Annotated in this window: 14 protein-coding genes and 2 riboswitches; of the genes, 9 read left to right on the plus strand and 5 right to left on the minus strand. The window is 66.6% G+C overall.

The features are described from left to right. Window positions 1–55 precede the first annotated feature (55 nt). The 9 genes from IB258_RS14640 (at window position 56) to IB258_RS14680 (ending at window position 13,649) form a co-directional block, all read left to right on the plus strand. Window positions 56–1,549, plus strand: coding sequence for a CoA-acylating methylmalonate-semialdehyde dehydrogenase (locus IB258_RS14640; protein WP_054451983.1), 1,494 nt, complete (start codon window positions 56–58; stop codon window positions 1,547–1,549). Window positions 1,550–1,754: 205 nt separating this feature from the next. Beyond that, window positions 1,755–3,263 carry a M81 family metallopeptidase gene (locus IB258_RS14645; protein WP_192329364.1) on the plus strand — a complete coding sequence of 503 codons (1,509 nt, stop codon included), beginning with the start codon at window positions 1,755–1,757 and terminating at the stop codon, window positions 3,261–3,263. Between the two features lie 82 nt (window positions 3,264–3,345). After that, window positions 3,346–4,911: an ABC transporter substrate-binding protein gene (locus IB258_RS14650; RefSeq protein ID WP_054451985.1), complete on the plus strand. Its 1,566-nt coding sequence runs from the start codon at window positions 3,346–3,348 to the stop codon at window positions 4,909–4,911. Window positions 4,912–4,937: 26 nt separating this feature from the next. After that, the gene (locus IB258_RS14655) at window positions 4,938–5,879 is read left to right on the plus strand and encodes an ABC transporter permease (RefSeq protein ID WP_054451986.1); all 942 of its coding nucleotides are present in this window, start codon (window positions 4,938–4,940) and stop codon (window positions 5,877–5,879) included. 4 nt (window positions 5,880–5,883) lie between these two features. Continuing rightward, complete coding sequence (locus IB258_RS14660) at window positions 5,884–6,789, plus strand: ABC transporter permease (RefSeq protein ID WP_054451987.1); 906 nt, start codon at window positions 5,884–5,886, stop codon at window positions 6,787–6,789. A 5-nt stretch (window positions 6,790–6,794) separates the two neighbouring features. Next, the gene (locus IB258_RS14665; RefSeq protein ID WP_054451988.1) at window positions 6,795–8,486 is read left to right on the plus strand and encodes an ABC transporter ATP-binding protein; all 1,692 of its coding nucleotides are present in this window, start codon (window positions 6,795–6,797) and stop codon (window positions 8,484–8,486) included. Between the two features lie 32 nt (window positions 8,487–8,518). Next, window positions 8,519–9,928, plus strand: coding sequence for an amidase (locus IB258_RS14670; RefSeq protein ID WP_054451989.1), 1,410 nt, complete (start codon window positions 8,519–8,521; stop codon window positions 9,926–9,928). A 33-nt stretch (window positions 9,929–9,961) separates the two neighbouring features. Further along, a complete protein-coding gene (locus IB258_RS14675) occupies window positions 9,962–11,437 on the plus strand; it encodes a M81 family metallopeptidase (RefSeq protein ID WP_119450320.1) in 1,476 nt (491 codons plus the stop codon). A 238-nt stretch (window positions 11,438–11,675) separates the two neighbouring features. Further along, window positions 11,676–13,649: a DUF945 family protein gene (locus IB258_RS14680; RefSeq protein WP_175180589.1), complete on the plus strand. Its 1,974-nt coding sequence runs from the start codon at window positions 11,676–11,678 to the stop codon at window positions 13,647–13,649. A 96-nt stretch (window positions 13,650–13,745) separates the two neighbouring features. Here the strand turns inward: IB258_RS14680 and gcvP are convergent, their stop codons facing one another. The 5 genes from gcvP to IB258_RS14705 all read right to left on the minus strand — a co-directional run bounded on the left by gcvP (window position 13,746) and on the right by IB258_RS14705 (window position 20,232). Beyond that, a complete protein-coding gene (gene gcvP, locus IB258_RS14685) occupies window positions 13,746–16,619 on the minus strand; it encodes an aminomethyl-transferring glycine dehydrogenase (protein ID WP_054451992.1) in 2,874 nt (957 codons plus the stop codon). Between the two features lie 103 nt (window positions 16,620–16,722). Next, window positions 16,723–17,100 (minus strand): glycine cleavage system protein GcvH, encoded by a 378-nt coding sequence (gcvH, locus tag IB258_RS14690; RefSeq protein WP_042795177.1) that lies wholly within the window; start codon window positions 17,098–17,100, stop codon window positions 16,723–16,725. A 98-nt stretch (window positions 17,101–17,198) separates the two neighbouring features. Further along, window positions 17,199–18,299: a glycine cleavage system aminomethyltransferase GcvT gene (gene gcvT, locus IB258_RS14695; protein ID WP_054451993.1), complete on the minus strand. Its 1,101-nt coding sequence runs from the start codon at window positions 18,297–18,299 to the stop codon at window positions 17,199–17,201. A gap of 86 nt (window positions 18,300–18,385) precedes the next feature. Next, a riboswitch (glycine riboswitch) is annotated at window positions 18,386–18,508 on the minus strand. Window positions 18,509–18,543: 35 nt separating this feature from the next. Further along, a riboswitch (glycine riboswitch) is annotated at window positions 18,544–18,639 on the minus strand. A 54-nt stretch (window positions 18,640–18,693) separates the two neighbouring features. Then, on the minus strand, window positions 18,694–19,587 hold the full coding sequence (locus IB258_RS14700; RefSeq protein WP_054451994.1) for a ZIP family metal transporter: 894 nt from the start codon (window positions 19,585–19,587) through the stop codon (window positions 18,694–18,696). A 30-nt stretch (window positions 19,588–19,617) separates the two neighbouring features. Then, window positions 19,618–20,232, minus strand: a complete 615-nt coding sequence (locus IB258_RS14705) for a superoxide dismutase (RefSeq protein WP_088154256.1) — start codon at window positions 20,230–20,232, stop codon at window positions 19,618–19,620. Between the last annotated feature and the right edge of the window lie 2 nt (window positions 20,233–20,234).

The following is a 20,234-nucleotide window of genomic DNA, read 5'->3' on the forward strand; positions in this document are numbered from 1 at the left end:
GGCGGCCGACGGCCGCCCTGTGGCATTTTTCAAAGCCCCAGATTCGAGCGTTCCCATGAAGAAGATCCCGCATTTCATCAATGGCCAGCACTACGACGGCCGCAGCAACCGCTACGCCGACGGCTTCAACCCCGCCACCGGCGAAGTCACCGCGTCCATTCCGCTGGCGTCGAATGACGAAGTCGCGCTGGCCGTGGCCGCTGCCAAGGCCGCGTTTCCGGCCTGGTCCGAAACGCCCGCGCTCAAGCGCGCACGCATCCTGTTCAATTTCAAGGCGCTGCTGGACAAGCATCAGGACGAACTGGCAGAACTGATCACCCGCGAACATGGCAAGGTCTTCTCCGACGCCAAGGGCGAGGTCACGCGCGGCATCGAAATCGTCGAATTCGCCTGCGGCATTCCGCAGTTGATGAAGGGCCAGTACTCCGACCAGATCGGCGGCGGCATCGACAACTGGAGCATGCGCCAGGCCCTGGGCGTAGTGGCCGGCATCACGCCGTTCAACTTCCCCATGATGGTGCCGTGCTGGATGTTCCCGGTGGCCATCGCCTGCGGCAACACTTTCGTGCTCAAGCCTTCCGAGCGCGACCCGTCGGCGTCCGTGCGCCTGGCCGAACTGCTGGCCGAAGCCGGCCTGCCCGAAGGCGTGTTCAACGTCGTGCACGGCGACAAGCAGGCGGTGGACGCGCTGATCGCGCATCCCGACGTCGAGGCCCTGTCCTTCGTCGGCTCGACGCCGATTGCCGAATACATCTACGCCGAAGGCACCCGCCGCGGCAAGCGCGTGCAGGCGCTGGGCGGCGCGAAGAACCACATGGTGGTCATGCCCGATGCCGACCTGGACCAGGTCACCGACGCGCTGATGGGCGCGGCCTACGGCTCGGCCGGCGAACGCTGCATGGCCATCTCGGTGGCGGTGGCGGTGGGCGACGTGGCCGACAAGGTGGTCGAACGCCTGACGCCGCGCGTCAAGGCGCTGGTGGTCAAGGACGGCATGCAAGGCGATGCGGAGATGGGCCCGCTCGTCACCTCGCAGCATCGCGGCAAGGTCGTGGGCTATATCGAAGACGGCATCGCCGCCGGCGCCACGCTGGTGGTCGACGGCCGCGGCTTGAAGGTACCTGGCAACGAAAAGGGCTTCTTCCTCGGCGGCACGCTGTTCGACAACGTCAAGCCTGCCATGAACATCTACCGCGAAGAAATCTTCGGGCCTGTGCTGTGCGTGGTGCGCGTGCCGGACTTCGCCTCGGCAGTCGAACTGATCAACGCCCATGAATTCGGCAATGGCGTGGCCTGCTTCACGTCCGACGGCGGCGTGGCGCGCGCCTTCGCGCGCCAGATCAAGGTCGGCATGGTCGGCATCAACGTGCCGATCCCGGTACCCATGGCCTGGCATTCGTTCGGCGGCTGGAAGCGCTCGCTGTTCGGCGACCATCACGCCTACGGCGAAGAAGGCATCCGCTTCTATTCGCGCTACAAGAGCGTGATGCAGCGCTGGCCTGACAGCATCGCTAAGGGCGCCGAGTTCACCATGCCTGTAGCGAAGTGAGCCCACCCCCGAAGCGCTGCGCGCTTCCCCCTCAGGCGGGCCCCCCTCAAGGGGGCGTCGCTGCGGACCGGCAAAGCCGGATCCGCGCGACCCCGCTTGGGACGATCTTGCCAGTTAGTTGCGTTGTGCCCGTTTGCAGCGGGAACTGAAACGGGCGCGGCGTAGCCGCGCCTTCCTCATATCAAAAACGACAAGGGGAATCCTGATGCGCATCGGGATAGGCGGCTTTCAGCATGAGACCAATACGTTCGCGCCTTCGCGCGCGGCGTGGGAAGATTTTGCCGAGAAAGGCGGGGGCTGGCCCAAGCTGGTCAGCGGGCCCGCCATGTTCCAGGCGGTGGCGGGCGCCAACATACCGGTGGCGGGCTTCATCGAAGCCATGGGACGGCACACCTTGGTACCTGCTACCTGGGCGGCGGCCAGCCCCTCGGGTCCGGTCACCAAGGATGCGTTCGAACGCATCAGCGCGATGATCCTGCAGGGGCTGTCGCAGGCGCTGCCGCTGGATGGCGTCTATCTGGACCTGCACGGCGCCATGGTCACGGAACACCTGGACGACGGCGAAGGCGAACTGCTCAAGCGCGTGCGCGAGCTGGTGGGTCCGGACGTGCCTGTCGTGGCCAGCCTGGACCTGCATGCCAACGTCACCCGCGCCATGGTGCGCCACGCGGACGCGCTGGTCTGCTATCGCACCTATCCTCACATCGACATGGCCGAAACCGGGCAGCGCGCAGCCGAACTGCTGGCCGCGCGGCTGGCGGGCGCGCCGCGTCCCTGCGTGGCCCTGCGTGCGCTGCCCTACCTGATTTCGCTGTGCTGGCAGTCCACCGACATCGAACCCTCGCGCAGCCTGTACCAGATGGTGGGTGACATCGAAGCGCGTGGCGCCCTCAGCCTGTCGTTCGCCACGGGTTTTCCCGCAGCCGATTTCCCCGAGTGCGCGCCCACCGTTTGGGCTTATGGCGCCACCCAAGCCGACGCCGACGCCGCTGCCGACGAAATGGCGCGCGCCGTGCTCAACGCCGAACGCGACTTCGGCGGCAGGCTCTACACGCCCGACGAAGCCGTGCAGGAAGCCATGCGCCTGGCGCGCGACGCGCACAAACCCGTGGTCATCGCCGACGCGCAGGACAACCCGGGCGCGGGCGGCAGCTCGGACACCACCGGCGTCTTGCGCGCCCTGATCCGGCACGATGCGCGCGACACCGCCATCGGCCTCATCGTCGACCCCGCGGCCGCGCTGGCGGCCCATCGCGCGGGCGCTGGAAACAAGGTACGTATTGCATTGGGTGGACACTCGGGTATTCCCGACGATGAACCGCTGGACACCGAGTTCATCGTCGAGAAAACTTCAGATGGACGCTTCGATACGCACGGCGCCTTCTATCGCGGCTTCCATATGGACCTGGGCCCCAGCGCCTGCCTGCGCGTAGGCGGCGTACGCATCATCGTCGCCTCCAACAAGGTGCAGATGGCCGACCAGGAGATGTTCCGCTTCGCCGGCGTGGAACCGCAACGCGCAGCGATCCTGGTGGTCAAGAGCTCCGCCCACTTCCGCGCGGATTTCACCGGCATCGCAGAAAAGATCCTGGTATGCGCGGCCCCGGGTTCCATGCTGATGGATGCGGCAAAACAACCATGGACACGGTTGCGTCCCGGCATCAGAATGGCGCCTTGCGGACCTGTCTTTTCGGGCGGGCCCGCTACCGCCTGAAGCTCGCACGCCGCCACCGCGCGGCGGACCAACGACGCAGCGGCGCGATGGCGCCGCTCACCACGCATCAAGGGGAACATTCATGCTGAAGTACGTCCGAGCGGCCGCGCTGGCCGGCGCCACCATGATGATGGCTCACGGCGCCTACGCCGAGACCGTCATCAAGTCGGTGATGCACTCGCCTCTGCGCCTGACCGACCCGCATGCCACCACCGCGTACATCACGACGTGGCACGGCTACATGATTTACGACACCCTGCTGGCCACCGACGCCGACAACAAGATCCAGCCGCAGATGCTGGAAAAGTGGGAAGTCTCCCCCGATGGCAAGACCTACACCATGACCTTGCGCGACGGCCAGAAATGGCATGACGGCAAGCCGGTGACGTCCGAGGATTGCGTCGCTTCGATCAAACGCTGGGCCGCCGGCGACGGCATGGGCCGCACGCTGCTGAAGTTCACCGACAAGATCGAAGTCATCGACGACAAGAATTTCCGCATCGTCATGAAGGAACCCACGGACCTGGCGCTGCGCGCCCTGTCCAAGCCCACCGGCACCGCGCCGTTCATGATGCCCAAGCGCATCGCCGAACAGGCCATCGGTCAGCCCATCACCGACATGACCGGCTCGGGTCCGTTCAAGGTCATCGAATTCAAGCCGGGCGTGAAGACCGTCTACGCCAAGAACGCCGACTACGTGCCGCGCAAGGAACCCGCAAGCGGCCTGGCCGGCGGCAAGGTCGTCAACGTCGACAAGGTCGAATGGGACGTCATGCCGGATGCGCTGACCACCGCCAACGCGCTGCTGGGCGGCGAGATCGACTTCGTCGAACAGTTCCCGTATGACCTGCTGCCGATGATCGAAGGCAACAAGGATCTGAAGGAAGAGTCGCTCAGCCCGGTCGGCTACTTCACGATGTACCGCTTCAACTTCAAGTACCCGCCCTTCAACAACAAGAAGGTGCGCCAGGCCGCGATGTACGCCATCGGCCAGGAAGACGTGATGAAGGCGCTGGTCGGCAATCCGAAGTACTGGAAGACCTGCGCCTCGCTGTGGGGTTGCGGCACGCCGCTGGAAAGCGACATCGGCAAGGACATGGTGGTGCCGTCCAACATCGAGAAGGCCAAGGCGCTGCTGAAGGAAGCGGGCTACGACAACACGCCCATCCTGGTCATGCACGCGACCGACGTCGGTACGCTGTCGGCGCAGCCGGTGGTGATGGCGCAGGCGCTGCGCAAGGCCGGCTTCAACGTCAACCTGGCCGCGATGGACTGGCAAAGCGTCGCAACGCGGCGCGCCTCGAAGGCTGCTCCCGCGGAAGGCGGCTGGAACATCCACAACACCAACTGGTACGCCACCGACGTGATGGACCCGGTCCGTTCCGCCCCGGCCGCGGCCAACGGCGACAACGCCTGGTTCGGCTGGCCCGACTTCCCCCAGATCGAAGAGCTGCGCACCAAGATGGCGCTGACCTCCGACCCCGCGGAACAGAAGAAGATCGCCGAGGAAGTGCAGCGCATCGGCATCGATGAAGGCCTGTACGTGCCGCTGGGCCAGATGTCCGTGCCCACCGTCTACTCGACCAAGCTCTCGGGCCTGGTGCACGCGCCGGTGTTCGCGTTCTGGAACGTCAAGAAAGCCCCTTGATGGGCAAGTAGTTCAGGGGGAAATACATGCTGGCATTTGTCTCACGCCGGCTCCTCGCGACCATCCCCGTTCTGGTGATGGTCGCGGTGGTGGTCTTCGCGATATTGCGTTTCAGCCCGGGAGATCCGGCCATCATCATGGCGGGCGACGGCGCCACGCCCGAGCGCATCGTCCAGATACGCCAGACGATGGGCCTGGACCAGCCGGTCATCAAGCAGTTCTTCATCTGGGGCGGCAAGCTCCTGCAAGGCGACCTGGGCACTTCGCTCATGTCGGGCGTGCCGGTCACCAAGCTGATCGGCCAGCGCCTGGAACCGTCGCTCAGCCTGGCGGTGCTGACCCTGGTGTTCACCCTGCTCGTCGCCATTCCGCTGGGCGTGCTGGCTGCATGGCGCCAAGGCAAGCTGCTGGACCGCGCCGTGATGGGCTTCTCGGTGCTGGGATTCTCGGTGCCGGTCTTCGTCACGGGCTACCTGCTGATCTGGCTCTTCGCCATCAAGCTGGGCTGGTTCAACGTGCAGGGCTACGCGCCGCTGGCCAAGGGCTTCTGGCCGTACCTGCACCGCCTCATCCTGCCGTCGTTGGCCCTGTCCACGGTCTACGTGGCGCTGATCGCGCGCATCACGCGCACCAGCGTCATCGAGGTCATGGGCGAGGACTTCATCCGCACGGCGCGCTCCAAGGGCCTGGGCGAAACCGGCGTGCTGCTGGGCCACGCCCTGCGCAACGCCGCCGTGCCCATCGCCACGGTGGTGGGCCTGGGCATCGCGCTGCTGATCAGCGGCGTGGTCGTGACCGAATCGGTGTTCAACATCCCCGGCCTGGGCCGGCTGGTGGTGGAAGCCGTGCTCGCGCGCGATTACCCCGTCATCCAGGGCCTGACGCTCTTCTTCGCGTTCGTCTACGTGTTCATCAATCTTGTTGTCGATTGCGCCTACACGGTGTTCGACCCTCGGATCAGGTACTAACACCATGCAAACGCCAACCGATGCCGCCGCGCAAGCGGCCGCAGATCTCCCCGGCGGCGGCACGCCCCAAGCCACCGCCTGGCGCCAGATCCGCCAGGGCCTCAAAAGCTGGCCCGTGATGCTGGCGCTGATCGTGCTGGTGGCCGTCGTCGCCATCGCGCTGTTCGCACCGCTGCTGGGTACCGTCGACCCCACCTCGATCAACCCCGGCGCGCGCCTGAAGCCGCCCTTCTCCGATTACCTGCTGGGCACCGACGCCTTCGGCCGCGACGTCTGGTCGCGCGTGGCCTACGGCGCGCGCGTCTCGCTGATCGCGGGCCTGGGCGCGGCGCTGGTCAGCGTCGCCATCGGCCTGGTCATCGGCGTGATCGCGGGCTGGTTCCGTTCACTGGACGGGCTGATCATGCGCACCATGGACGCCATCATGGCCATCCCCGGCATCCTGCTGGCGATCGCCCTGGTATCGGTCACTGGCGCCAGCATCACGACCGTTCTGGTCGCCATCACCATCCCCGAAATTCCGCGCGTGGTGCGGCTGGTGCGCGGCCAGATCCTGACCGTGCGCGGCGAACCCTATGTCGAAGCCGCGCTGGCCCTGGGCACGCCGCTGCCGCTGCTGCTGTGGCGCCACATGGTGCCCAGCACCATCGCGCCGCTGACGGTACAGGGCACCTATGTGTTCGCGTCCGCCATGCTCACCGAAGCCATCCTGAGCTTCCTGGGCGCGGGCATCCCGCCCGAGATCGCCTCCTGGGGCAACATCATGTCCGAAGGACGCATGTACTTCCGCATGCTGCCCGGCCTGATCCTGTTCCCCGGCCTGTTCCTGTCGCTGACCGTGCTCAGCGTGAACATCCTGGGCGACGCCTTGCGCGACGCGCTGGACCCGAAAATGGTGCGCAGGATCTGATGCCGATGACCTATTCCCCCACTCCTCCCGCGGGCGATACTTCGACCGCCATCCTGGCCATCCGCAACCTCTCGGTGGAAGTCGCCGGCGCCGGCAACCGCGTCGTGCGCAACCTGAGCCTGGACGTGCATGCCGGCGAAACCGTGTGCGTGGTCGGCGAATCCGGCTCCGGCAAATCCGTCACCTCGCTGGCCGTCATGGGCCTGCTGCCTCCCGGCGTGCTGGGCGTCAGCGCGGGTTCGATCCGCGTGGAAGGCGAAGACGTGGTCACGGCCACGCAGCGCCGCCTGCGCGAGATGCGCGCCACGCGCATGGCCATGGTGTTCCAGGAACCCATGACCGCGCTGAACCCCGTGCACACCGTGGGCAAGCAGGTCGACGAAGTGCTGCGCCTGCACCGCAAGCAGATGTCGGCCGCGGAGCGCCGCGCCAAGGTGCTGGACATGTTCCGGTCGGTGCACCTGCCAGACGTCGAACGCATCTTCGAAGCCTATCCGCACCAGTTGTCGGGCGGCCAGCGCCAGCGCATCGTGATCGCCATGGCGCTGATCCTGGAGCCCAAGCTGCTGATCGCGGACGAGCCGACCACGGCGCTGGACGTCACCACGCAGAAGCAGATTCTGGCGCTCATCAAGGAACTGCAGGTCAAGCACCAGACCGCGGTGCTGTTCATCACCCACGACTTCGGCGTGGTGGCCGAGATCTCCGACCGCATCGTGGTGATGAACCGCGGCGACCTGATTGAAAGCGGCACGCGCAACGAGATCCTGGCCGAGCCCAAGCAGTCCTATACCCGTCGCCTGGTGTCGTCCGTACCCAGCCTGGTGCCCTCGCGCCGCGAGGCGCCGGCCGGCATGCCGGTGCTGCACGTCAAGGGCCTGGGCCGCACCTACGGCACCAAGAGTTCGCTGTTCTCGCGCCAGGCCGCGCGCAACGTGATCGCGGCCGCCGACGTCAACCTGACGCTGCGCAAGGGCGAGATCCTGGGCATCGTGGGCGAGTCCGGTTCAGGCAAGTCGACCGTGGCGCGCTGCATCGTGCGCCTGATCGAACCCACCGCCGGCCACATGATGATGGGCGGCGAAGACCTCAGCACCCTGTCCGGCTCGGCGCTGCGCCCGGTGCGCCGCCGCATCCAGATCGTGTTCCAGGATCCGTACCGTTCGCTGAATCCGCGACGCACCGTCGGTGAGTCCATCATCGAAGGCCTCTTGAACTTCGGCGTTGCCCGCGAGCAGGCATTGAAGCGCGCCGGCGAAACGCTGAGCGTGGTGGGCCTGAGTCCGGACGCAATGAACCGCTACCCGCACCAGTTCTCCGGCGGCCAGCGCCAGCGCATCTGCATCGCGCGCGCCCTGGTCATGGACCCCGAGGTCCTGGTGGCCGACGAAGCCGTGTCCGCATTGGACGTGTCGGTGCAGGCGCAGGTGCTGGAACTGCTGGAACAGGTGCGCCAGCGCACCGGCGTGGGCGTGCTGTTCATCACCCACGACCTGCGCGTGGCGGCACAGATCTGCGACACCATCATGGTCATGCAGCGAGGCAAGGTCGTCGAAACCGGCTCCGCCGAAACCGTGCTGACCGAACCGCGCCACGAATACACGCGGGCCCTGATCGACGCCGCCCCCGGACGCGACTGGGACTTCCGCAACTTCCGGCCGGTCGCCGCCGGCCTGGGCCACGCGGCCGCGCCCTGAAACTCGCAGCCTGTACACACACTGGAACCGAAATGCCGCAACCGCATGAACTGTCCGCCGTGGAGCTGCTCCAGGCCTACCGCGACAAGACGCTCTCGCCCGTCGAAGTCACCCGCTCGGTGCTGGAGCATATCGCCCGCTGGGAACCCCAGCTGAAGGCCACCTACGCGCTGGATGCGGACGGCGCGCTGGCGCAGGCCCGCGCCTCCGAGGCTCGCTGGATGAAGGGCGAACCGCTGGCGACCGGCGGGCACACGCTGGACGGCGTGCCCGCCACCATCAAGGAAAACATCGCCACGCGCGGCGTGCCGGTGCCGCTGGGCACGGCAGCAACGGAATTGAAGCCTGCCGCCGCCGATGCACCGCCGGCCGCCCGCATGCGCGAGGCGGGCGCCGTGCTGCTGGGCAAGACCACCATGCCCGACTTCGGCATGCTGTCCTCGGGACTGTCCAGCTTCCATGAACTGACCCGCAATCCCTGGGACCTTTCCAAGAACCCCGGAGGCTCCAGCGCCGGCGCGGGCGCCGCGGCAGCCGCAGGCTACGGCCCGCTGCATATCGGCACCGACATCGGCGGTTCCGTGCGTCTGCCGGCGGCCTGGTGCGGCATTGCCACGCTCAAGCCCAGCCTGGGCCGCATTCCCATCGACCCGCCGTTCATGGGCCGCTGCGCCGGCCCCATGACGCGCACCGTCGCCGACTCGGCGCTCATGATGGGCGTGCTGTCGCAGCCCGACGCGCGCGACCACATGAGCCTGCCCTACCAGGACTTCGACTGGCTGGACCTGGAACTCGACCTGCGCGGCCTGCGCATCGGCTTGCTCATGGATGCGGGCTGCGGCCTGCCCCTGGACCCGGAAATCCGCGCCGCGGTCGAGGCCGCTGCCCGCGCCTTCGAGGCCGCCGGCGCCATCGTGACGCCGATGCAGCCCTGGATGACGCCCGACATGCTGGAGGGCGTGGACCGCTTCTGGCGCACGCGCTCGGCCATCGATCTGTCGGCCTTGCCGCAGGCCCGCCGCGACAAGATCCTGCCCTTCATCCGCACCTGGGCGGAAAGCGGCGGCGGCCAGTCCGGCGAAGCCGTATTCCGCAGCTACTACGAGACCATGAACGTGCGCGCCAAGACGGTCGCGGCCTGCGCGCCCTACGACTACGTGCTCTCGCCCGTGGCCCCGGTGGTCGCCTACAACGCCGAATGGCCGTCGCCCACCAACGAGGTCGCGACCACCATGCACCACATCGGATTCACGCTCCCGTACAACATGAGCGAACAGCCGGCGGCGTCCGTCAATTGCGGCTACACCAAGGCCGGCCTGCCCATCGGCCTGCAGATCGCCGGCGCGCGCTTTGACGACCTGGGGGTGCTGCGCATGGCGCGCGCCTGGGAAGCCATGCGACCCGAACAACACCCCTGGCCCCAGCCGCCCCGGGCGGCCTGACCGATCCTCAACAGCAAACCCACAGGAATTCCCATGCGTTGGCTTTTGGCAATGATCAAGCACGAGACGAATACGTTTTCGCCCGTGCCTACCCCGCTTGAGCGCTTCTTTCGCGGCAACCCGGAGGTCCTGGCCGGCGACCGCGCCATCAAGGCCTACGAGAACACCGACAGCGGGCTGGGCGGCTATATCGAAGTGGCGCGCCGCGAAGGCGCCGAGATGGTCGTGCCCGTGGCGGCCGAATCCTGGCCCAGCGGCCCCGCCAGCGCCGAAACCCATGAACGGCTATGCAAGCTGGTCCTGGACGAGGTCCAGCGCGGCGGCTACGACGCCATCCTGCTCGACCTGCACGGCGCCATGGTCGCCGAAGGCGTGGAGGACGCCGAGGGCGACCTGCTGCGCCGCCTGCGCGAGATCGATCCGCACACGCCCGTGGCGGTGACGCTGGACATGCACGCCAATATCTACGACGACATCGTCAAGCATGCCACGGTCATCACCGGCTTCCATACCTATCCGCACGTGGACATCCGCGCGGCCGGCCTGCGCGCCGCGAACGTGATCGCGCGCACCCTGAAGGGCGAGATCAAGCCTGTCATGTCCTGGGCCAACAAGCCCATGCTGCCGCACATCATGTGCCAAGGCACCCACGCGGCGCCCAACAAGCCGCTGCAGGAACGCTGCAAGGAACTGGAAGCCGGCGGCGTCCTGGCCGCCTCCGTCTTCGTGGGATTCCCCCACGCCGACATCCGCGAAGCCGGCCTGAGTGCCGTGGTCTGTACCGACGGCAACCTGGCCCAGGCGCAGCGCCACCGCGACGAACTGCTGGACCAGGCCTGGAACGGCCGCGCCGACTGGGTATTCCACCCGGAGCCGCTGGCGCCCACCATAGCCCGCGCCAAGGCCATCGAACAAGGCCCGGTCGTGCTGCTGGACCATTACGACAATACCGGTTCCGGCGGCACCATGGACACCACCGCCGTGCTGGCCGAGGTGCTGCGCCAGGAACTGGAGAACGTGGTCTTCTATGCCATTTGCGACCCGCAGGCCGCACTCGACGCGGCTGCGGCAGGCGTGGGCCAGACGATCACGATCCAGCTCGGCGGCAAGCTCGCCATGCCCGCCATCAAGGAGCCCAGCGAGCCGCTGGAGGTTACCGGCCGCGTCAAGCTGGTGTTCGACGGCGTCTACCTGAACCGCGGCCCCATGTACCGCGGCGTGCGCAACGACACCGGCCTGACAGTCGTGATCGACACAGGCCGCGTGGAAATCGTGGTGGTGTCCCGTCACCAGGAGCCGTTCGACATCAACTGCCTGCTGTCGGCCGGCATCGATCCGCTGCAAAAACGCTATGTCGTGCTCAAGAGCCGCGTGCATTGGCGCGCGGGCTTTTCCGACATGGCAACGCAGGTCATCGAATGCACCGGCGTGGGGGTGACCACCTCGGACTACGGCCAGCTTGATTTCAAGCACGTGCGCCGCCCCATCTATCCCCTAGATCCGATGTAAACCGGACCGCCGTCGCTGTACCCCGGAAAGCCGGCGCAACTGCGCCGGCTTTCATTTTGAAATCTTCTGTAACGGCGAGCGCCCTCAGATGACCATCGGCCTCGGTATACTCGCCGCGGGCCTTACAGGCCGATGAATACGCGTATTCCGATGGCGGGCGTCAGTAACGGCGTCCGGCGGCCAGAAGCAGCCGCCGTTCACCGGATATGACTCGATAATCAACGATACAAGCAGAACGATGAAAAAGAGCGTAGCGATCACCCTGGGCGTGGTCATAGTGGGAGCGGGAAGCTGGGTCGGGGCCACGTGGTACACCGGCAAGCGCATCGAGGAAAGCTCGCAGCGCCACCTGGCGGAAGCCAATGAAAAGCTGGCCAAGATCACGCCCCTGTTCGGTCTGCGCATCGATCAGCTGAAGTACGAGCGTGGCCTGTTCTCGACGCAGGCGCGCTACGGCGTGTCGCTGGTCAAGGGCGACAAGGTCGCCGAAGACATGCCCAAGGGCATGATCGAGTTCGATGCGTCCATCGAACACGGCCCCTTCCCCAAGAGCGCCCTGGCGCGCGGCGCCATCGCGCCCAAGCTGGCGTTCACGCACGCCGAGCTCGCCAAGACCGACAACATCAAGGAACTGTTCGAGCTGACCAAGGGCGTCGCGCCCCTGAGCGCCGACACGGTCATCAGTTTCGGCGGCTTCGCCACCTCCACCGCCAATATTGCCCCCGTGCAGATCACGCACGAAGGCAACGCCGTCAATTTCAGCGGCATGGCGATCAACGGCACCTTCGACCGCGCGCTGCAGGCCGTCACGGCGCACGCCCTGGTCGAAACGCTGTCGGTGGACGGCGAAAAGTCGGATGATCCCGTCAAGATGCTGATGTCCGGCCTGACCATGGACGTCGACAGCCGCATGGGCAAGTTCGGCCTCTCCATCGGAGATTCCAGCGTCAAGCTCAAGCGCCTCGACGTGACCCGCGCCGGCGACGACATCAAGGTCTCGGTGGACAATCTGGGCTACGGCGTCAAGCTGGCCGAAGACGACAAGAACGTCAACGTCGAAGCCACTTACCAGACCGGCACCATCACGCTCAACGACGTGGCGCTGGGCAACGGCCAGGCCGTGATCAAGCTCGCCAAGCTGGACGGCGCCGCCATCAAGCAGCTGTCGGACACCTACAACCAGATCGTGCGCCAGTACATGCTGGGCGCCAGCGACGAAGGCCTGAAGGACGAGCAGTTCGACGCCGTGCTGGAAAACGCCGGCAAGCTGCTCAACGGCAACCCCACGTTCAGCATCGACCCGATCAGCTGGAAGACCGACAAGGGCGAAAGCAAGCTGACCTTCGCGCTGGACCTGACCAATCCGCCCAACGTCAAGGACCTGACGCCGCAGGAGATCATGGTCAAGGCCATCAAGCAGATCGATGCGACGCTGGTCATCTCCAAGCCCATGGTGCGCGAACTGATCGTCCAGTACGCCGTCAAGAAGCAAGGCTTGACCGCGGAAAAGGCGGCCGAGGAAGCCGACGACCAGATGCGCTCGATGTCCGGCATGGCTGAAATGCTCAACGTCGGCAAGAACGACGGCGACAACATCATCGGCAAGTTCCACTACGCCGATGGCATGGGCGACCTGAACGGCCAGAAGATCCCCGCCGACGAACTGTTCTCGGGCCTGCTGGGCGCGACCGGAATGGACGACGACATGGATGACATGGACGGCATGGAAGAGGAAGGCGAACCGGCCGAAGGCGCGGAACTTGCCGCGCCCTCCGACACCGCGTCCGTGGCCGGCTACATGCAGGACTTCGACCTGGACACCGTGACGACCATGCTGGACGACATGGTCTACAACCCCCGCAAGCAAGACGGCGACGAAGGTCCCGTCCTGATCCTGGATCCCCGCGACACCGGCGCCAGCGAGCTGCGCGTCGACTTCCTGTGCAACGACTTCACCGAGAAGTGCCATGACCTCGTCGTGACCGCGACCTACAGCAGCAAGAAGCCGGTCTCGCTCAAGGCCATCAACGCCTGGAACCAGGAATACCGCTGGACCCGCGCCTACCTGGACGACAAGAACCGGGCCGTGCTGCAGATGGACATGAACTCGGAAGGCGGCATCGGCAAGGAAAACCTGCAGATCATGCTCAACACATTCTTCAGCATCGCGGAAGACTTCTCGGTGGCCAGCAAGGCCGCGCCGGCGAAGTAAACCTCGGCTGACGCAAGACAAAAAAATCCCCCATCTTTCGGATGGGGGATTTTTTTTGCCTTGGGCCCGGCTCGCGCCGGGCCTCCCGGCCCGCATTTATGCGTAGGCTTCGATCGGCAAGCAGGCGCACACCAGGTTGCGGTCGCCATAGGCGTTGTCCACGCGGGCAACCGGCGGCCAGTACTTGGCGTCGCGCAGCGAGGCCACCGGGTAGGCGGCCTGCTGGCGCGGGTACGCGTGCAGCCATTCCTCGGCCAGCAGCATCTGCGCGGTGTGCGGCGCGTTCTTCAGGACGTTGTCCTCGGCATCGCGCTCGCCGCGCTCGACCTGGGCGATTTCTTCGCGGATCGAGATCATCGCGTCGATGAAGCGGTCCAGTTCGGCAACGCCTTCCGATTCGGTCGGCTCGACCATCAGCGTGCCGGCCACCGGGAAGCTCATGGTGGGCGCATGGAAGCCGTAGTCCATCAGGCGCTTGGCGATGTCTTCGGCGCTGATGCCGCTGGTTTCCTTGAGCGGACGCACATCGAGGATGCACTCGTGCGCCACGCGGCCGTTGCGGCCCGCGTACAGGACCGGATAGTGGTCACGCAGGCGGGTGGCGATGTAATTGGCGTTCAGGATGGCGACTTCGGTGGCGCGGCGCAGGCCGTCGGCGCCCATCAGCGAGATGTACACGAACGGAATCGGCAGGATGCCCGCGGAACCGAACGGCGCGGCCGACACCGGGCCGACCTTGGCGTCGCCAGGCAGCTTGCCCTGCTCGTTCACCACGCCCGGCAGGTACGGAGCCAGGTGCGCGCGCACCGCCACGGGGCCCACGCCGGGGCCGCCGCCGCCGTGCGGAATGCAGAAGGTCTTGTGCAGGTTCAGGTGGGACACGTCCGAACCGAACTTGCCCGGCTGGGCCACGCCCACCATCGCGTTCATGTTGGCGCCGTCCAGGTAGACCTGGCCGCCGGCCTGGTGCACCAGATCGCAGATCTCGGTGACGGCTTCCTCGAACACGCCGTGGGTCGACGGATACGTGATCATCAAAGCGGCCAGCTTGTCGCCGACCTGTTCGATCTTGGCGCGCAGGTCGGCCAGATCGACGTTGCCGTTGGCGTCCGACGCCACCACCACCACGTCCATGCCGGCCAGTTGCGCCGAGGCCGGGTTGGTGCCGTGCGCCGACGACGGGATCAGGCAGATGTTGCGCTGATGCTGGCCGTTGGCCTGATGGTAGCCGCGGATGGCCAGGAGGCCTGCGTACTCGCCCTGCGCGCCCGAGTTGGGCTGCAGGCTGATGTTGTCGTAGCCGGTGATCTCGCACAGCGCGGCCGACAGGCGGTCGATCAGTTCGTTGTAGCCCTGGCTTTGCGAAGCCGGCGCGAACGGGTGGATCAGCGCGAACTCGGGCCAGGTGATGGGGATCATCTCGGCGGTCGCGTTGAGCTTCATGGTGCACGAGCCCAGCGGAATCATGGTGCGGTCCAGCGCCAGATCCTTGTCGGCCAGCTTGCGCAGGTAGCGCAGCATGTCGGTTTCCGACTGCACGCTGGAGAACACCGGGTGCGTCAGGATCGCGCTTTCGCGCGCCACGCCGGCGGGAATGCCGCTGGCGGCGGCCGCGTCCAGCGCGTCGATGTCGAGTTCGACGTCGTCGCGTTCCAGGCCGGCGGCGAAGACGTTGACCAGCGCCTGCAGGTCAGCCGCGGTCACGGTCTCGTCCAGCGACACCGCCAGGCGGGCGCCATCGACGCGGCGCAGGTTGATGTGCGCGCAATCGGCGGCGGTCAGGATGGCGGGCGTGGCCGCCCCGGTTTCCAGCAGCAGCGTGTCGAAGAAGGTGTCGTTGACGACCTTCACGCCCAGCTTGACCAGCTCGGCGCGCAGGATGGCGGTGCTGCGCTGCACGCGCTCGGCGATGCGGCGGATGCCGGCCGGACCGTGCCACACGGCATACATGCCAGCCATCACGGCCAGCAGCACTTGCGCGGTGCAGATGTTGGAAGTGGCCTTTTCGCGGCGGATGTGCTGTTCGCGCGTCTGCAGCGCCAGGCGCATGGCCGGGTTGCCCTGCGCGTCCTTGGACACACCGACCAGGCGGCCAGCCATGTTGCGCTTGAAGGCGTCCTTGCAGGCCATGAAGCCGGCATGCGGGCCGCCGAAACCGAACGGCACGCCAAAGCGCTGGGCCGAACCGATGGCGATATCCGCGCCCCATTCTCCGGGCGCGGCCAGCAGGGCCAGCGCCAGCAGGTCAGTCGCGACGGCCACGATGGCGCCTTGCGCATGCGCGGCTTCGGCCAGCTTGCGGTAGTCGGCGACGGAGCCGGTGCTGTGCGGGTACTGCAGCAGCACGCCGAAGCACTCGGGCAGGCCTTCGGCCTCGTCGCCGATGGTGATCTCGATGTCCAGGCCTTCGGCGCGCGTGCGCACGACTTCGATGGTCTGGGGATGCACGTGGCGCGAAATGAAGAACACCGGGCTCTTCGACTTGGCGCTGCGACGCGCCAGCGTCATGGCTTCGGCGGCGGCGGTGCTTTCGTCCAGCAGCGAGGCGTTGGAGATGTCCAGCCCGGTCAGGTCCGCGACCATGGTCTGGTAGTTCAGCAGGGCTTCGAGGCGGCCCTGCGAGATCTCGGGCTGGTAAGGCGTGTAGGCCGTGTACCAGGCGGGATTCTCAAGAATGTTGCGCAACACCACGTTGGGCGTCTGCGTGCCGTAGTACCCCTGGCCGATATAGCTGCGGTAGACCTTGTTGCGGCCGGCGATCTGCTTCAGTTCGGCCAGCACGTCGGTTTCGCTGCGCGAGGCGGGCAGCGCGAGCGGGGCCTGGCTGCGGATCTTGGGCGGCACGACTTCTTCGATCAGGGCGTCCAGGCTGGCGCTGCCGATGACGGCAAGCATGGCGGCCTGGTCGGCGTCGGAAGGGCCGATGTGGCGGGGAATGAAGTCGGTGTGGGTGTCTAGGGCGCGCGACATGGAGAGGTCTCGGGATAGCGGGTGTCGTCGGAGGACGGACGGTATTGCATCTTGCGGAACAGGCGCGTGGCGGGTGCCCTGCGCCCGTTCCAGCCAGGCTGGCTTAGCCGTTGGCGACGGCTTCGTAGCCGGCGGCGTCGAGCAGCTTGTCGGCGTCGGCGGCGTTGACCGGCTTGATCTTGAAGATCCAGGCGGTGAAGGCCGATTCGTTGATCAGGTTGGGATTGTTTTCCAGCTCTTCGTTGAACGCGACGATCTCACCGGCCACGGGAGCGTAGATGTCCGAAGCGGCCTTGACCGATTCGACCACGCCAGCGGTTTCACCGGCGTTCAGCTTGGCGCCGACCTTCACGTCGCCAACGAAGACCAGGTCGCCCAATTGATCCTGGGCGGTATCGGTGATGCCGACGACGAACACATCGCCTTCGGCTTTGACCCATTCATGGGACTCGGTGTACTTGCGATCGGTGGGCAGACTCATGGGAACTCCTGAGGGAATGCGGGTAGATGAATGGTGTTGCGCGCCTCGCGCGGGCGGCCGTCACCCCAGGGGTCGGCGGCTCGCGCGAAGCTTCGAGTTTACGAGTGTTCGACCGCTTTGCCGTTACGCACGAACGGCAATTTGCAGGCCAGGGCGGGCACCCACTTACCGCGGATGTCGACCTCGACCGTGTCGCCCGCCTTGACGCCTTGAGGCAGACGGGCAAAGCCGATCGACACGCCCAGCGTAGGCGACATGGTGCCGCTGGTGAGTTCGCCCGTGCCTTCCTTGGTGCGCACAGCCATGTGCGCGCGCATCACGCCGCGCTCTTGCAGCTTCAGGCCGATGAAGGTGGCGGGGGTGGCGAATTGTTCCAGCGCGTCGCGGCCGATGAAGCGGCGCTCGGCGTTCTTCAGGGACACGGTCCAGGTCAGGCCGGCCTGATCGGGCTGGGTCAGCTCGTCCATGTCCTGGCCGTACAGATTCATGCCGGCTTCCAGACGCAGCGTGTCACGCGCGCCCAGGCCGCAGGGACGCACGCCCTGGGCGACCAGGTCGCGCCACAGCTGCACGACTTCGGCGGCCGGCAGCACGATTTCAAAGCCGTCCTCGCCGGTGTAGCCGGTACGGGCCACCAGGGTGTCGTCGCCCACGCGGGCGGCCACGAAGGGGGTCAGCGGCTCGCTGGCGGCCTGCCAGGCCGGGCGCGCGGCCCAGACCTTGGCGCGGGCGTTGGGGCCTTGCACGGCCACCATGGCCAGATCGCGGCGCGGCGTGATGGCAACGTCGAACTGGCCAGCCTGCTTGACGCGCTGCATCCAGGCGACGTCCTTGTCGGCCGTGCCTGCGTTGACCACGACGCGCCATTCGTCGGCGGCGAAGAAATAGATGATCAGGTCGTCGATCACGCCGCCTTGCGGGTTCAGCATGCAGCTGTACAACGCCTTGCCGGGCACGGTCAGCTTGGACACGTCGTTGGCGACCAGGCGCTGCAGGAAGGCGAACGCGTCGGGACCGGCCACGTCGACGTTCAGCATGTGCGACACATCGAACATGCCGGCGTCCTGGCGCACGGCGTGGTGCTCTTCCAGCTGCGAACCGTAGGCCAGCGGCATGTCCCAGCCGCCGAAGTCGACCATGCGGGCGCCAGAGGCGATGTGTTCTTCGGCCAGCGGGGTGCGTTTGAGGGTTGCGGACATGCGCGGAAACTCCGGGGCGGCAGTGTTGCCAGGGTTACGGAATGCCAGTGGTGCCAAGCGGGGTGCGCTTGTACAACGGCTGAATCTTCCGCCCCTCTGTCCTTTTGCCTGAGAGTTGCCCCGCATGGCGGGTTTGCACCTTCGGCGCCTGGGCTGCTCGCTATGTCCCTAGTTCAGGGTCGGCGCCAGGTCTCTCCAGAGTACTGTTTTGCCGCGTCCGCACGGTGAGAAAACCGGGACAGGGCAAGCATGGGCGGTATGGGTTACCTGAGCGATTCCGGGCGAATTGCGCCTTCGGCGGCGGCCGGACGTACAGGCCGCTCTCTCCCGCAACATGCGTGACAGCGGCGCAAGCATACAACGAAAGCCGCGGCCAGGGAATGCCCGCGGCGGCTCAGCCCAGCGCCGTGTCCAGCAGCATCATAAGCACGAAACCCAGCATCAGGCCGCAGGTCGCGTAGACCTCATGCCCCTTGCGGTGCGATTCGGGGATGATCTCGTGGCTGATCACGAACAGCATGGCGCCTGCGGCAAAACCCAGGCCCCAGGGCAGAAGCGGCTCGGACCAGCCGACCACTGCGGCGCCGAGCACCGCGCCCAGCGGCTCGACCAGGCCGGACAGCATGCCCAGCGCCACCGCGAAGGCGCGCTGATAGCCCGCCGCCAGCAGCGCCACCGCCACCACCAGCCCTTCGGGAATGTCCTGGATCGCAATGCCGGTGGCCAGCGCGGTGCCGCGCATGGCGTCGTTGCCCGCGTAGCCCACGCCTATGGCCAGGCCTTCCGGCAGGTTATGCAGGGTGATGGCGAAGACGAACAGCCAAGTGCGGCGCAGGCGGTGCGCCTCGATGCCTTCCCGGCCCTTGATGAAATGTTCGTGCGGCAGGGTACGGTCCATGAGCAGCAGCACCGCCGCCCCCAGCAGTACGGCCGCGCCCACCGTCAAGCCGGCGCCCCAGGGGCCATAGCCCAGGTCGCGGCCCGCGGCGATGCCAGGCGCCACCAGCGAGAAGGCGCTGGCGGCCAGCATCACGCCGGCGCCGAAGCCGAACATGCTGTCCTGCATTTTCTGGGGGATGGTCCGGGCAAACAGGATGGGCAAAGTACCCAGGGCAGTAGCGCCCGCGGCCACCAGCCCGCCCAGGAGGGCATCGGCCACGTGCGGCGCGCGCACGTCCAGATAGGCCCACAACTGGTGCAGGCCCAGGCATGCCACCAATACGGCCAGGGTCCACACGCTGATGCTGGTGGCCGCCGGCCGCACGCGATGACGGCTGAAGGTATTCATGTGCCGCTGCCCTCCTTGCGAGAGATGCGCTCAGCGCTGGGCTGCCGCGTAGCGGCGCGCCACTTCAGGCCAATTCACGACATTGTAAAAGGCGCCGATGTACTCGGGCCTGCGGTTCTGGTACTTCAGGTAATAGGCGTGCTCCCACACGTCCAGCCCCAGAATGGGCGTGTTGCCGTGCATCAGGGGGCTGTCCTGGTTGGCGCTGCTTTCCACCGCAAGCTTGCCGGCCGGCGTGACCGAGAGCCAGGCCCAACCGCTGCCGAAGCGGGTCAGCGCAGCCTTGGTGAACGCGTCGCGGAAGGCGGCCTGCCCGCCCAGTTCGGACTCGATGGCCGCTGCCAATGCGCCGTCCGGCTCACCCCCGCCCTCGGGCGACATGACCGACCAGAACAGGCTGTGGTTGGCGTGGCCGCCGCCATGGTTGCGCACGGCGCCGCGGATGGCTTCGGGCAACTGCTCCAGCCGCGCCACCAGGGACTCGACCGGCTCGTTGGTGACGATGCCCGCGCCTTCCAGCGCGGCGTTCAAGCTGTTGACGTAGGTCTGATGGTGCTTGCTGTAGTGGATCTCCATCGTCATCGCGTCGATGTGAGGTTCCAGGGCGTCGTAGGCATACGGCAGGGGCGGAAGGGTGTAGGCCATGC

Origin of the sequence: Achromobacter sp. ACM02 (genome assembly GCF_014851605.1) — a bacterium.
GTDB lineage: Bacteria > Pseudomonadota > Gammaproteobacteria > Burkholderiales > Burkholderiaceae_B > Achromobacter > Achromobacter aegrifaciens.

Coding starts and splice junctions, on each gene's coding strand:
- IB258_RS14640 (WP_054451983.1), top strand. CDS start 56: ATGAAGAAGATCCCGCATTTCATCAATGGCCAGCACTACGACGGCCGC.
- IB258_RS14645 (WP_192329364.1), top strand. CDS start 1,755: ATGCGCATCGGGATAGGCGGCTTTCAGCATGAGACCAATACGTTCGCG.
- IB258_RS14650 (WP_054451985.1), top strand. CDS start 3,346: ATGCTGAAGTACGTCCGAGCGGCCGCGCTGGCCGGCGCCACCATGATG.
- IB258_RS14655 (WP_054451986.1), top strand. CDS start 4,938: ATGCTGGCATTTGTCTCACGCCGGCTCCTCGCGACCATCCCCGTTCTG.
- IB258_RS14660 (WP_054451987.1), top strand. CDS start 5,884: ATGCAAACGCCAACCGATGCCGCCGCGCAAGCGGCCGCAGATCTCCCC.
- IB258_RS14665 (WP_054451988.1), top strand. CDS start 6,795: ATGACCTATTCCCCCACTCCTCCCGCGGGCGATACTTCGACCGCCATC.
- IB258_RS14670 (WP_054451989.1), top strand. CDS start 8,519: ATGCCGCAACCGCATGAACTGTCCGCCGTGGAGCTGCTCCAGGCCTAC.
- IB258_RS14675 (WP_119450320.1), top strand. CDS start 9,962: ATGCGTTGGCTTTTGGCAATGATCAAGCACGAGACGAATACGTTTTCG.
- IB258_RS14680 (WP_175180589.1), top strand. CDS start 11,676: ATGAAAAAGAGCGTAGCGATCACCCTGGGCGTGGTCATAGTGGGAGCG.
- gcvP (WP_054451992.1), bottom strand. CDS start 16,619: ATGTCGCGCGCCCTAGACACCCACACCGACTTCATTCCCCGCCACATC.
- gcvH (WP_042795177.1), bottom strand. CDS start 17,100: ATGAGTCTGCCCACCGATCGCAAGTACACCGAGTCCCATGAATGGGTC.
- gcvT (WP_054451993.1), bottom strand. CDS start 18,299: ATGTCCGCAACCCTCAAACGCACCCCGCTGGCCGAAGAACACATCGCC.
- IB258_RS14700 (WP_054451994.1), bottom strand. CDS start 19,587: ATGAATACCTTCAGCCGTCATCGCGTGCGGCCGGCGGCCACCAGCATC.
- IB258_RS14705 (WP_088154256.1), bottom strand. CDS start 20,232: ATGGCCTACACCCTTCCGCCCCTGCCGTATGCCTACGACGCCCTGGAA.